Here is a 13,438-nt window from a genome sequence, read left to right on the forward strand (position 1 = left end):
CGGCTGCTCCTAAAAGGCCAAGCCAAAATCATTGGGTTTTTGCGGGTGTCCAGCTTAGTTTTGTGTGCCAAAAGAACGGGGTGACCGAGTTTTGGTCAAGCGCCAATTCTGACCTTGGTTGGGCCGAAGCCAATCGAGTTGGGCGGGAAAGAGCTAGGGAGTTGGTTGATTTCTGCCAAACGACAGGAGATCCGTCCGCTTTTTCAAGTGTGATTCAGGGGGTAGCACTCAAGAACGATATCGGAGGGGTCGAAGTCGGATTTCTGACTGCAATAGGGGAGGCATTGATTGGATGAAGTTCCCGAAGGCTCACGGTATCAGTTCCTGCAAAGCGGAATGAAGCCCGTTGCACAGGGTTGGATCATTCACTAGTATCTGCCTTCCATGAGCCTTTAGAGCCGTAATAAGCACCCACGCGCCGCCAACGGTTTCACCAAGTTCCAAGATTTTCTTCAGGTCCGGTTCGGGTAGTAACTTCGGGTTTAGCATTTGCGCGGAGAGCTTCGCTGATCGTGATTCCAGATGAAAATCCTCAATGCTCTTCCATGCAGTCAGGACATTCTTCCATGTTGCATCCTCGCACCAGGATAGTGCCGCTGCCGCAACCGGTGTCCAACCCGCACCGCAACCAATCATGATCCACCTTTCCGCAGGGAAGTCATGAAGGCCGCTCAGCAAGGTGAGAACCGCACTATCGGTTCTGGAGTTGAGGTTGTTGGAAATCCCATTGAACTTTAGGTGCCAGCTTTCGATTTCAACATGTAGACCATACCAAATTTCGATCGGAGAAAGTTGCATTATGGGTAAGTGTGCCAATTGCCGTGGTCGTCAACCCAGCCGCCTTGGTTGATCTTATAGAGTATATGACTGGATTTCAGCGGTTTGTATAGAATGCTGCTTATTTCTTGGTCTGTATATTGATCTAAATCTTCTCTTAAAATTGCACGGTTAATTTCCACCAAGACCACTTCTAATAACCCGTATAGGAAACCATCGTTCGAGTATTCGTTGAGAAAAGACTTTAAGAATAAAGCAACAAATCGCGGATGAGCCGTCATAGACATACTCTTGAAAAATCCCTCTCCACGCAATTCGTTGTAGCTTCTTGTATATCTTAATGAAATATCATATGATTCAATATCAGATTGAAGAATTTTTACAGAATATATGTGGTCTTCCTCTTTGCCTGGGGAGATGATGGTTTTGTAAGAATTTTCGACAAAAAAGATATTATTAATAATTGATCCTAATTTATTTATATCGAAATCGAGAGACATGGATTGGTTTCCGACCAATAGATTTATATATATATCTTGATCACCAAAAACATCTATTCCATAATCATCTTTTAAATATTCACCCATCCCGTTCTCCTGTTAAATATCTGATCCAATTTCATCCATCCATGGTTCAATTTTACTGGGGGGGGGCGGAGAAAGTTGCACTATGGGTAAGTGTGCCAATTGCCGTGGTCGTCAACCCAGCCGCCGTTTTCCAACTTATACAAAATATGATCGGAAGGTATTTGAACGTACAACATTCTAGATAATTCAGCGTCTGTATATTGAGTTAAGTCTTCGTCAAAAATATCTTCATTAAGCAGAACAAATACTTCCTCAATAAATCCGAAAAACTTACCATCAATTTCATATTCATTTAAATATGCCTTAAGGAAAGCCGAGACAAGTCTCGGATTAGCAATCATTAACAACGACTTGAAATACTCTGTGCCTCTCACCTCATGAATACTTGTAATGTAGTCCAATTCAATTGTGAATTCGCGATCATCTGATTCTGATAATTTTATTACAAATCGATGTCGCTCTTCCTTGTCCGGATTTATAATATTATGATGTTCGGAAACGAGAATGAAGTGATTATTAACTAGACTCTTCAATTGACCTGAAGAAATGTCTAGGTTGTTAATTTTTTTTTGTTGAATATGTCAATATAAATATCTAACTCTTCATAAAACTGAGATCCGAATATTCTTTTTAGTATTTCCATCATTTTACCTTCTTCCGCAGGAAAGTCTTGAAACCCGTCCAGCAAGGCTCGAACCGCGCCATCTTTTGTTACCCAAAAGTCATTTTTCAATAGATCCTGCTTCGCCCTTCCAACTTTCTATACCGTCGGGTGTATCGCGCTGTCGTCCAATGGTCTGAGGGTACCCGAAAGTCGCTATTACTTCGGCTGCAAGCCTTCGATTTCAGCGTGCAGCCAATACCAAACACCGATCGGTGGAAGTTGTGTCATGGATATGTGCGCCACTTGCCTGTGTCGTCAACCCAACCGTTAAATGTCAATTTACTAAGAATATGATCTGCAGGCACGGGTTTAAATAATTTACTAGAAAGTTCTTCAAGAGAATATTTTGAAACATCCTCTCCGAGGACTTTTCGATCTATTTCTACTAAAATCCCCGTGCTAATTCCTATGTAGCCAAATAATATACCCTCAATATTATTTAACCTAAGAATTTCTTGTAACAAAATTGCTAACAGCATTGGATGGGCGTCTAGGCTTAAAGTCCTTAAAAACCGCTCTCCTTCCTCATTGCTGAAGCTGCGAAGGTATCTAAGCTCAATCCTAAATTCGTCTGTTGTATTTTTTTCTAATTTAACGTCGTAAGAGTGATCTTCAACATATCCTTCGCTTATAATATTGTGAAATTCTCTTACAACAATAAAATTCCGCCGAAGAATTTCTTCTACATCAAGCAATTCATAGTGAAGGTTATTTAAATCATTATTTGCTAGGATGTTCACGTCCATTTCTGGCGCGTCCAAGAAATCGATATTAAAATTCTCTTTAAACTCGTTATTCATCTGAGTATCAACCTCTCATCTCAAATATCTGAACCAGCTTCATCCATCCACGATTCGATTCCGTTTGGTGTATTGTGGTCTGCTAGGTCTGACCCATAATAATATCGCGGAAGACGCTGTTGCGGTTTGGGTCCGGGAATCGAGTAAATGCTCATTATTTCTTCATAAAATTCAACCATGGTGTTCCAATTGACGAAAATTTCTAATCCAACCTGTGCTAAACATGGGAGTTCTGAGACCTTTCTCGGATTATTGCAAATAATTGCATATCGCTTAAATTGTTCATGCAATCTTCTAACTGGTGGGTTAGTTAAGTCATATGCTTTTTCCTTTGTATAAGTTGTTTCGTGCATTGCATATTTGACTTCTACCATATTGCAATTAGGCCAGTTCAAACCATCTGCCCACTGGTGCCTGGATCCGATTGCACCGGCATTGTCCTTGCATAAAAACTCCAAACCGTCGCATAAGCTTTCAGTGACTTCCAGCTGGAATTTGAAGCCCCGATTAAAAATTACTTGCTGGGGCTGTATTTTTTTGCCGTCATACTCTTTATTCCAATCATTCCAGCCAATTTCAGGTGAGTAACTGGCGTTTTTCCTGTTAACCGGCCAGTTTTCTAGGAATTTGTCGGGAATACAGCAATCGTCGTTGCGCCGTCGCGGCCTAGTCTGCTCTGGTTGGCCACCAGTTTCGGGATTGGGCACAGGCATCGGCTCAGGTTTCTTCTGAGGAGGCTTGAACAAGTCGTCAAGCTTCTTCTTGATGCCATCCTCGATAGCTCGCCCCTGTTTCTGTGACCACTTGTCCCAAGGGGTTCGAACAGGTCCTTTCGGGTCTCTTGGTCGTTTGAAGAAAGAAGTTGTACTTCTCATGCGCTTTATTTCAACCTGCTAAAAGTCGAGTAATTTCTGGGTTCTTCGCTTGCTCGTAATGAAGTTCAAGAATATCGGTCAGCCGCTTTTCCCTGGAAAACCACGGGATTCCAAGATATCGACTAACATAGGTTCCCTCGTAAAAATCGATGCCGCACATGAATGCTAAAACGACCCAATAATACTCGCAGTCTTCGCCAGCAAAGCCTTGTTGTATAGCAATTTTCTGGTTTTCAGAAACAAACTCCAGGAGCTCTTCGCGCGAGATGAATTTAGTCTGCTGCGGAAATGCGCTGACCAAAAAGTCCATGATCTCGTGTTGGAACCCTAGCTCCGTGCAGCGCTTCATTTCATCATATTGCGCTTGCCCCAGAGAGCGGAACGGGAATGCGGCTTTGTAGTGCTCAACAGCCCTGTCCTTGTTTTGCCAAGTCCTCCAGTACCAGCCGGACCGATCCTGTTTCTCAATCCCGAAGGTCAGGGTGTCGCCAACCGGTTTGTAGACAGTCCATCCCGGCGAATAGTCGTATGGGGCCGCAATGACACTGATATCACGGAAGAAGTCTGCCCACTGTTCAGGAAACCCATGGCGCAGGAAGCAGTAGAGTGTCCGCGCATCATAAAAGCGCAGAAACACAGGTTTGCCCGTTTCCGGAGACAGGATCGATAGAAACCGTTTGAGGGATGTCCGAAGAGCAGCTAGCTCAAGTCCGGAAAACACGACAATTCCCAGCTTTTGTTTGAACGTATCTTCCAGCCATGTATTCAATATGTGTTCATGGATGCCGAGATCGACCAGCAGCGGGCTCCTTTGGTGAGCGTCATTCTTGTCTTCGCCAGGGGCAAACAGCAGGGGCTCCCAACCGAACTCTGATTTACGGACTTGTTGCACCATCTCTTTTTGCCAGGCGCCATCAAGAATCAAATAGGGGCATTGTCCAACCCGCGTGCCTTCCTTCTTCAGCTCCTCAAACAGGCGCAGAGTGTTTTCATCCATGCCCTAGCCCTTGGATGCCTTGTCTTCGCATTCTTCGCAGATTGGAGCACGACTGAGCCCCGGAGGCGACGCTCCACCAATCAGAACATTGCCGGAGCCGGTCGCGTCCGAGCCTCCACAATCAATCGGGTCGCCGACACGACCAGCCTGCTTGTTGTTGAACAGAACCGTTGGGGAACCTGATGCTAGTTTGCGCCCATGAGGAGGCAATGGGCATACTGGACATGGATGTGGTGCGTAAGCATCACCTTGTCGGACGGCAGGTCGATTATTGATGAGTATATTTGGGCTTCCGGAAATAGCCGGGGAGGGCGGGAAGTGACAGCCATGACCTGAGCCGATATCACCAATACGGGCAGCGGGTTTACCTGACATTGTTGTCTCTCTCTCTCATTTCTCGTAGGAGCGCGCGTAACGCTGAGCGTGAGGGCCGGAATAGGGTTGTGGATTAGCTACCGCCGATGGCTCGACTTCAGAGCCTGCCTTTGGCGAGCCGCCACAATTCACCTTGACCAAGGACCCCTCAATCTGGACGCCGCTGCCATCGATCTTCACAAAGTTGCCGCCGACATTCAGGCTAATTGCAGACCCCGCCTGTATGACAACACTGTCACCTGCATTGATGTAATGGGTGGTAGCTGCCTCGAAGTGCTGTTTTCCTTTGGTTTCAAGCCGGTAATGTTGCTCCACGAGCGTTACGCAGTTGCGAACCACATGAGAGACCTTGTCCCCGACGACTTTCAGGAATTGGCTCAGTTTGACCTCTTCAACCAATGAACCTTTGACGAGAAGATGCTGTGATCCGTCGATGGCTTCTCGGTGGTCGCCTTTAACTTCAATATCCTTCGAACCACCGATAGATTCCGACTGTGAACCATCCACACGCTTGTGCCGACTGCCGCCGATCTTCCAGGTCTCGTTATCTTTAACAACGGCGTTGTGATACTTCTGAGCGTGGAACCAGACTTCCTCCTGCCCGCCTTCATCTTCAAAACGCAGCTCATTGGAGCCGTTGGCCTTGTGGCTATCAGACATCAACACCATTCGTGTTTTGAAATCTGGCAGCTTGTTCGGCGGCATGTTCTGGGCATGGTAGGTACGGCCTGTGATGATGGGCTGGTCGGGGTCGCCTTCGAGGAAGTCCACGATGACCTCCTGCCCGATACGCGGGATGGCAATGTGCCCCCATTTGGGGCCTGCCCAGTTGGAAGCAACCCGAATCCAGCAGGAGGACTTGTCGTTTTTAGCAACCTCTCTTTGCCATGGAAACCAAACTTTGACGCGACCATACTCATCGCAATAGATTTCTTCACCGTCCGGCCCGGTGACATGGGCAATCTGCGGACCATCGACAAGCGGCTTTGCCCGTAGCATGGGACGAAAAGGAAGCCGCGCAGGCATGGCCGTAAAGGATGCCGAATAGGTCGCCGGTCCCCCGCCTGCTTCCTCTCCAAGCGCCTGCGGCTGTCTGCCGTGGTGATCCACTTCAAGAAGATGCCAGGCCGTGTTGCAGGCGTCGTTCGGGTGCTCGGTCAGCGCCATCTTGAAGCCGGGGGACAAGTGGATCGCATTGGTGAGCCCCTGTCCTGTGGTCGCATCCACACGCACCGCTTCCTGCCGGTACTTTGTGAACGGCTTTCCGGCCACATCCTGCTTGTAGCGGCCCGGATAGTCGTAAAGCGCGTAGTCTTTGGCAGACCCATTGTCTTCCTGCCGGTCCTGCCGGTGCTCCTGACTGTAGGGCGGGTTCTTGAACGTGTAGTCACGCTGGGTGAAGCTTGTGCTTCTCAACCGTTCCTTGAAGGAAAACCGATTACAGAAAACGCCCTTCACCGCCCCGCTTGGCATCGCATTATATTCAAGGCTCGGCTGGCCTTCCAGATCGGCCACGATCTGCGGATTGTCGATGAAATGAAGCGTGTGCTGGCCGTTCTCACCAGACGTATGGTAGAACCATATACCCTCTTCGGCACATAGGCGTTCAAGGTACCCCAAGTGGCTCTCCCGGTACTGAACGCAGTATTCGCGGACGGCGTGTTCGGCGGTTAAATCCCACTTCACGTCTTCTATGCCGTGCGTCTTGAGGATTTCCTTGATGATATCCGGCACGGACTTTTGCTGGAAGATACGGCAGTCGGAACCATGCGCGAGCCGGTGCAGCATCGGCAGCAGCGTGAGCGAGTAAAGCGTGCGGTGGAACCCTTCCTCTCCGCGCTCGATCTCCGCAATCACCCCGGCAAAGTGCCGCGCGCCAGCATATTTGTGGTGAACGGTCAGCGTGGCCGGTGTGTCCAGAAGCGCATGAAGGTCAATATCCCCGTCCTTGCTCACCAGTCCCACATGGATGCTATCAAGGCCAAAGACGGCTTGTGAGGCGGAAAACTCATGGACCAGCAATTCTGCCCCCTCGGCAGCCGGTGCTGCAAAGGAAAAGGCGATATCCTGATCCATGAACAGGCTTGGAATGCGGGCAATTACGTTCATCCGTTAAACCCCTGATAAAAAACACATGCAAGCAAAGCATCTAAATGAATGTTCCTTAGCGTAATTTACAGGGGAGTGCCATACCTAACCAGAGCATATTAGAAATCTAGGTAGCTTCTTTAAGGCATGGATAATTGGCTGTTACTAATCATTGACGGGCTTTCCAGCCACAGTATTGCATCCCGAATGCATTGTGGTTGCGCATATCCTCCCGGCCCTTTCGCCCCATCGAGGCATATTCAACCGGGGTCGGTCGCCGGGGCTTGTTCGTCAAGCACCAAACCTCAGCAATGCTCGTGTCAATTTTTGTTGCGCACCCAGGGAGAATTGTCAGCATCAAGCTCATCGTCAGACATAGAATCTGTTTCATTTTCGATCTCCTGCATTTCTTTCAACGCCTTCTGATTAACGGCCTGCATATCGCGCTTGATATTTGCTTCAGCACCCTTTTTCCCTTCACGATAAACGAAGAGCAACACGGCTGTACTTATCGCCGAGATCAGGCCGGTCCGGCCCAGATGTCGGTAAGCGAGAATGAATAGGCCGCCCAAGACAATGCCAAATAGCCAGGGCGGTATTAGCTCGAAGAAGTATGTCATTTGCTGTGTCTCCCATAACTCCATCAGTCCTGACGCCTTAAAATCAAAATAAAAAGGATAAATCAACTTTACTAGGAATATTACGCTTGTTATAGGTGGACGAGCTATCTCGGTTTGGAACCAGCAATGCCAACACCAGCCAAATACAATTGGAAAATCTGGGTGGGGAACACAACCCCGTTGGATCTGCGTTTCCTCGATGCAAACCGAGAACCGTTTGATCTGACCGGCAGCGATATGATCCTGACAATTTTTCAGGACGGGGAACTCATCAGAAAGTCGAGCGCTGACGGCCATTGGACAATCGATGATCCTGCAAATGGACGCGCCCGTGTCGTGCTAAACCCGGAAGAAACTCGAAAGCTTCTCTCCGAAGTCTCCCCGACAACCTATGAGATTGAGCGCCATATTGCCGGCGAGCAAACAACGCTGATGCACGGGCGGATCTGCGTTAAGGGGGGCCAGAACCATGACTAAGATCGCAGTCATCGAGGTTGAGAGCGCTTCCCAACCCACAATCATTGAGGTGTCAACTGCCGGCGTGCAGGGACCAAAGGGAGAGGCCGGGACGATCGTGGCCGTATCCGAAACACCTCCGGAGAATGCCGAAGAAGGCACCCTCTGGATCGATATCAGCTAAAGGAACCCGACAATGGCAAATGCGCTTTACACGAAATTCAAGGAAGCAATTCTCAAAGGCGAAATCGACCTGACTTCCGATACAATCAAGGTCGCCCTGGTTGATACCGGTGGTTACACCTTTGCCGCTACCCACCAGTTTTTGTCGGACATTGGTTCGAACATTCTGGGTACTGCCCAGACCCTTGCAAACGCTACAGTGACAAATGGCGTTTTCGATGCTGATGACGTGGTGTTCACTGAACAAGCTGCCGGCATAGGCACTCTGGATGCTATCGAAGCTCTTGTGATCTACAAGGACACAGGTACTGCGGCAACAAGCAATTTGATTGCCTACTACGACACTGCGACCGGCCTTCCGGTTAATCCCAACGGCGGCGATATCACTATCACCTGGGATGCAGGAGCCAACAAGATTTTCGCCATCGGCTGATCGCCAAATCAGAACCATGTCATTGACGCCGTGCTGGAATACCCGGCGCGGCGTTTTTCTTAGGGGGAGTGAAGCGTGGCTGTCAGCATCAAGAGCACTCAGACGTTTGAATGGGCTGGCGGTTATCCGCTCAATTTCTCGCAAGGGGCAGTTGCAGCTGCAGGCAACTTTGCACTGGTCTATTTTACGACAGGTCCATCCTATGACCCCGCAGCAGTTCTCCCGGTGGTCACATGGGGAAGCAAGACCGCAACTCTAGTCCACGGCTTCACTAACACCGGGGCTGCAGGCACGATCTGGGTTTACCGAATTGCCAATCCGACTACTGGTACGCTGAGTGTGAGCCTTGCCAACACCTATATCGGACCCGGCATGGTGTCTGTCTTGTGCCTGGACGGTGTTGATACGGCAAACCCGATCGGGGGAAGCGATACGGACGGCGTGGCGGCGACAGGTGGCAGCGTCAGCATCAGCCTTACCACGCAGGAACCGAACGGGCTGATCATTCAGTTTGCCATGGGGATATATGACGGGACACCCTCCCTGACATGGGGCTCTCCGACGGCATCCCTTGTTTTCAGTAGTGATAACCCTGCCAACAGGATTCTGCGGGTATACAAACAGGAGCCCAGCAGTGCAGGTCAGGTCATATCTGCGACATGGGACAATACCTACAACCAGAATGTCATTTCAGCGCTGGAAGTAAGGCCGTGGACGCTTGTGGAGGACAAGGGCGATACGCTGCTCGTGCTCATCGGCGGCTCCTATCACGTTGTCCCTTCTGGCGGGCAGCCGATCAAGATTACGCGTTACAATGCGGGTATTGGCCCTACCAGCTACGCCGGGTGGGCAGTCATACAGGCAGAAAATATCCCTGGGGGCAGCGGCTATAAGCTCCTGTGGTTCAACGCCTCGTCGGGGGCGTACAACGAGTGGACAGTTACGTCTGCCGGGGGCTATTCCTCACAGGCTGCGCCCACCGATATCAAAGTCCAGGAAGTTTTCTATGGAGTAGACCTCAACGGAGACGGGCAGATCGGAGTGCCCCAGTTTCTCATTGAGGATAACGGAGACGCGGAACTTTGGCTCATCGGCGACGACTACCATGTGACTGACGCCAACGGGACCAAGATCAAGCTCAAGAGATATGGTTCGGGTTTCGGACCAAATTTTGTCCCCGGCTGGACTGTCACTCAGGCAGAACCAAAACCGGGAGGCGGTTACTATATTTTTTGGGCCAAAAATGACCTGACCGATTTTGGCGTATGGACGCATGACGCGGCGGGTGTATTTCTGTCAACACAGGTTGTGACGAATGTCGCCCCCTGGGAGGACATATTCAAGGCAGACTTGAACGGTGACGGGCAGGGAGGCCTAGCCAATTCGCAGGGCATTTCTGTGTCGGCAATAACAACAACGCCGCAAATGGGTGTTCTTGCTGTTCATCTGCCTATCGAAGTGGCCTCTGGTGGACACGCCGTCAGCATCACGGCAGGCGTGCCGACAGTTGGCGCTGGGGGCATCTCCGTTTCGCCGTCCGGTCTCTCGGCGGGCATTGCGGCAGGCGTGCCGACAGTTGGCACTGGGGGCATCTCCGTTTCGCCGTCCGGTCTCTCGGCGGGCATTGCGGCAGGCGTGCCGACAGTTGGCACTGGGGGCATCTCCGTTTCGCCGTCCGGTCTCTCGACGGGCATTGCGGCAGGCGTGCCGGCAGTTGGCGCTGGGGGCATCTCTGTTTCGCCGTCAGGTCTCTCGGCGAGCATCACGGCAGGCGTGCCGACAGTTGGCACTGGGGGCATCTCCGTTTCGCCGTCCGGTCTCTCGGCGGGCATTGCGGCAGGCGTGCCGACAGTTGGCACTGGGGGCATCTCCGTTTCGCCGTCCGGTCTCTCGACGGGCATTGCGGCAGGCGTGCCGGCAGTTGGCGCTGGGGGCATCTCTGTTTCGCCGTCAGGTCTCTCGGCGAGCATCACGGCAGGCGTGCCGGCAGTTGGTGTTGGAGCAGTCTCCGCTTCGCCGTCCGGTCTCTCGGCGGGCATCACGGCAGGCGTGCCGACAGTCGGCACTGGGGGCATCTCCGTTTCGCCCTCTGGTCTCTCGGTCAATTTCGCGACTGGGCAACTCACTCTAGAGGTGGGGGGCACAGGGATCGTCTCAAACGGCCTTGCCTCAACGATCATATGCGGTGAGCCGAATGTATCAATTTACGTGTCAGTGCAAGGCGGCTTCTATGCGATAGAAACTGGCAGCGTCAAAATCAGTTTGAACGTCAGCCAACTCGGCGAGCCTTCCAAAATACTACTAGGCCAAGCGGACATATCTGTAGGCGGTGTCGCCATTCGACCCGGTTCAATAGCATCTCCCATTCTACTCGGCTCGACCTATGTGGGACGTGTAATCTCAGTTCTCGGATTACATCTGTCACCGACCGTCGGTGTTCCGGTAGTCGCGCCTGGAGCGGTGACGCTGCAGCCGGGGCAACTCGTTGTTCCCTCGGATTTCGGCGGCATAGTTGTGCGTGGCGGCGAATACTCGGGGCCGCTTTTCACATTCAAAGACGGCGAATGGCAGCCCTATGAGATGAAAGTCTTCAAAAACGGGGCGTGGGTGCATGCGAGAATAAAACGTCGCGTTGGCGATGAATGGGTCGATGTTTAATATGCTACTTGGGTGAGGTGGTAGAAGGGACTGTCGAAGTCCTTTTTCCGAACGTTTACGTCAAATTGGACGGAAACCCACTGGTCGCTCTTAAAGTCAAATGACCCTCGCGGCGTCAGGTCCACTTCAGGAAAGAAAACATTCCATACCGGACCAATGGGATTTGTTCCGATATATCGGATCGCTCCGGTAACCAGCTTGGGCGCCGGTTGGACTGATACAGAATCTGACGCCGAAACACTGAAAATGACCTTGATCATCTCCCCATTGTTCAGGTCATTCGCAGTCTCAAGTATGCGGAATCGAGCCTGCGAATAATTTATTTCAATGTTGCCGTCGACCGGAACGGTGTTCACACCTTGTTTCAATACAACACTGACTGCGTGTCTCAACCCTGCAGGATTGACGCTCGAACCAAGCTGGTAGAAATGACCCCGACGCACTGTGAAGGTTTCTTCATAAGGTCCCCCGGAAGTTTGCCCACTCATGTCCGGGGTTGATGTGGACCATAATCCTATGTTCTCGATCGCCAAATTGTCTGTTGCGATCGAGAGGGAGATCTTGTCTTGAACCACCACCGGGGGGAGTTCAACGCGTTTCCCGTCATAGGACGTGGATCGCTTCCGTGTTTCCATCTTTCGATCCAGAGAGAAACCCGGAGTGTTGCCCAGATACAATTCGCCTGGTGAAGAATACTCCTTGAAATAGACTTCTCCGCGCCCGACAACGAGTTGATCGGTCATAGCCGTCCCTCCCGATAAGCATCAAATTGGGCGCGGATGATTTGATAAGCGACGACGACGATCAGCATTCCTGCTAGGGCAACGATGAGTTGCGGGGAAAGGTTTAGCAAAGAGTTCCATAAAATATTGAATTTTCCGACGCCAGAAATGAGGTCGTCGATGTCTCCGCTACCCTCCCACACTGCGCTAAGCCCGCTGGTGGTGAACAGGCCGTATCCGATGCGCTTTAATATCTTGAGGGGTTTAGTGACAGGCAAATCGTCCAAAGCAGACGGCACTGGTTTGGCCCGCGGAGCGGCCACGTCGCGCTTTCGGGATTGTTTCAACGCCACGATCAATCCGATGGTTGGTCTGCCGGTCACCGGCAGCGCATTGTCTGCCTGGAATGCCATGATGGCACCACGGGTTTTAGAGCCAATGATGCCATCCGGCTTCCCCACCTCCGGATATCCGCGAAGATCGAGAAGAACCTGAATTGTTTTCGCCATGTCGTTGTCTTGCAGGACGATTTTGTCCCCTTTCCAGACAGTATCTTTGATCCGACCCCACTTCTCGTAAGCTGCTTTCAATCGACCATGATAATTGTGTTTTGCATATAGTTTGCCGTTGTAGCCCCGAGCAAACGCCTTCCAATCATGATTGCGAAGATGGTGGTCAAGCCTGGTTGCGAGAATGAAGTTGAGCGTGGCCTCAAGATGTACGTCCTCGTTGTTCTTGAATTCCACGACCATGGATTCGACGGAAGAGAATCCCGCCAGTTCGTAGTTCTCCCCCAGAATTTGACCGAGCCCCCAAGACGCAGACAACAGGGCCGCATTGGCGTTGATTTTCATTGCCCGGATTAGAGTAGGGTAGGAATCGGACGGATAGGGTTTTTCCCCCCAATTCCGATAGGCCAATCCCTGCCTGACAGCCTCATCCCGCTCGGCCCCACTGAGGTTGCGGAAGAACCTGTGTGGTTCGAAAAGCATCTTGGGGCGCCCGTAGGTGTCGAAGCCATATCCGGCAGCCTCCACGTCAATCACGGCGTGGATCTCATCTTCACCAACTCCCAACAACGCACCCATTCTGGGAAGGTCTAAATCGTCAAGATGTAGGGCTGCACCTACGAAGGAGTCCATTTGAGGCAAAAGCATCACGCTCTCCTAAAATCAACTAGAATAGGAACAATAGCATATAAAG

At 50.9% G+C, this 13,438-nt stretch carries 17 protein-coding genes; 5 read left to right on the top strand and 12 right to left on the bottom strand.

Annotation, left to right across the window (positions count from 1 at the left end):
• The coding region (locus F0155_RS23640; RefSeq protein WP_204934407.1) for a hypothetical protein at positions 1-296 on the top strand (296 nt) is incomplete at its 5' end.
• 13 nt (positions 297-309) lie between these two features.
• On the opposite strand, the gene F0155_RS07215 is transcribed toward F0155_RS23640, so the two are convergent.
• The 10 genes from F0155_RS07215 to F0155_RS07260 form a co-directional block, all read right to left on the bottom strand.
• Positions 310-798 carry a hypothetical protein gene (locus tag F0155_RS07215; RefSeq protein WP_150523829.1) on the bottom strand — a complete coding sequence of 163 codons (489 nt, stop codon included), beginning with the start codon at positions 796-798 and terminating at the stop codon, positions 310-312.
• On the bottom strand, positions 798-1,364 hold the full coding sequence (locus tag F0155_RS07220) for a hypothetical protein (protein WP_150523830.1): 567 nt from the start codon (positions 1,362-1,364) through the stop codon (positions 798-800). Before F0155_RS07220 ends, F0155_RS07215 begins: the two co-directional genes overlap by 1 nt.
• Before the next feature lie 80 nt (positions 1,365-1,444).
• The gene (locus F0155_RS07225; protein WP_150523831.1) at positions 1,445-1,897 is read right to left on the bottom strand and encodes a hypothetical protein; all 453 of its coding nucleotides are present in this window, start codon (positions 1,895-1,897) and stop codon (positions 1,445-1,447) included.
• A gap of 17 nt (positions 1,898-1,914) precedes the next feature.
• Positions 1,915-2,097, bottom strand: a complete 183-nt coding sequence (locus F0155_RS07230; RefSeq protein ID WP_150523832.1) for a hypothetical protein — start codon at positions 2,095-2,097, stop codon at positions 1,915-1,917.
• A gap of 155 nt (positions 2,098-2,252) precedes the next feature.
• Positions 2,253-2,828, bottom strand: a complete 576-nt coding sequence (locus tag F0155_RS07235; protein ID WP_150523833.1) for a hypothetical protein — start codon at positions 2,826-2,828, stop codon at positions 2,253-2,255.
• Positions 2,829-2,848: 20 nt separating this feature from the next.
• Entirely contained in the window at positions 2,849-3,703 is an 855-nt protein-coding gene (locus tag F0155_RS07240) for a hypothetical protein (protein ID WP_150523834.1), read from the bottom strand.
• Positions 3,704-3,713: 10 nt separating this feature from the next.
• Positions 3,714-4,700 (bottom strand): DUF4123 domain-containing protein, encoded by a 987-nt coding sequence (locus F0155_RS07245; protein WP_150523835.1) that lies wholly within the window; start codon positions 4,698-4,700, stop codon positions 3,714-3,716.
• Between the two features lie 3 nt (positions 4,701-4,703).
• Complete coding sequence (locus tag F0155_RS24165) at positions 4,704-5,075, bottom strand: PAAR domain-containing protein (protein WP_150523836.1); 372 nt, start codon at positions 5,073-5,075, stop codon at positions 4,704-4,706.
• Positions 5,076-5,090: 15 nt separating this feature from the next.
• Positions 5,091-7,184, bottom strand: a complete 2,094-nt coding sequence (locus tag F0155_RS07255) for a type VI secretion system Vgr family protein (protein WP_150523837.1) — start codon at positions 7,182-7,184, stop codon at positions 5,091-5,093.
• Between the two features lie 299 nt (positions 7,185-7,483).
• Entirely contained in the window at positions 7,484-7,783 is a 300-nt protein-coding gene (locus F0155_RS07260) for a hypothetical protein (RefSeq protein WP_150523838.1), read from the bottom strand.
• A 126-nt stretch (positions 7,784-7,909) separates the two neighbouring features.
• Between F0155_RS07260 and F0155_RS07265 the strand changes: the two genes are divergently transcribed.
• The 4 genes from F0155_RS07265 (at position 7,910) to F0155_RS07275 (ending at position 11,513) form a co-directional block, all read left to right on the top strand.
• On the top strand, positions 7,910-8,260 hold the full coding sequence (locus tag F0155_RS07265; RefSeq protein ID WP_150523839.1) for a hypothetical protein: 351 nt from the start codon (positions 7,910-7,912) through the stop codon (positions 8,258-8,260).
• A complete protein-coding gene (locus tag F0155_RS23370; RefSeq protein WP_161599768.1) occupies positions 8,253-8,423 on the top strand; it encodes a hypothetical protein in 171 nt (56 codons plus the stop codon). Before F0155_RS07265 ends, F0155_RS23370 begins: the two co-directional genes overlap by 8 nt.
• A 12-nt stretch (positions 8,424-8,435) precedes the next feature.
• The gene (locus F0155_RS07270; protein WP_150523840.1) at positions 8,436-8,855 is read left to right on the top strand and encodes a hypothetical protein; all 420 of its coding nucleotides are present in this window, start codon (positions 8,436-8,438) and stop codon (positions 8,853-8,855) included.
• A 75-nt stretch (positions 8,856-8,930) separates the two neighbouring features.
• Positions 8,931-11,513: a hypothetical protein gene (locus F0155_RS07275; protein ID WP_150523841.1), complete on the top strand. Its 2,583-nt coding sequence runs from the start codon at positions 8,931-8,933 to the stop codon at positions 11,511-11,513.
• Here F0155_RS07275 and F0155_RS07280 read toward each other — a convergent pair.
• Positions 11,510-12,256, bottom strand: a complete 747-nt coding sequence (locus F0155_RS07280) for a phage tail tube protein (RefSeq protein ID WP_150523842.1) — start codon at positions 12,254-12,256, stop codon at positions 11,510-11,512. The two genes, F0155_RS07275 and F0155_RS07280, sit on opposite strands and share 4 nt — an antisense overlap.
• Entirely contained in the window at positions 12,253-13,392 is a 1,140-nt protein-coding gene (locus F0155_RS07285) for an N-acetylmuramidase domain-containing protein (protein WP_150523843.1), read from the bottom strand. The genes F0155_RS07280 and F0155_RS07285 overlap by 4 nt, the downstream gene beginning before the upstream one ends.
• Positions 13,393-13,438 lie beyond the last annotated feature (46 nt).

The organism is Roseibium sediminis (assembly GCF_008711325.1).
Classification (GTDB): domain Bacteria; phylum Pseudomonadota; class Alphaproteobacteria; order Rhizobiales; family Stappiaceae; genus Roseibium; species Roseibium sediminis.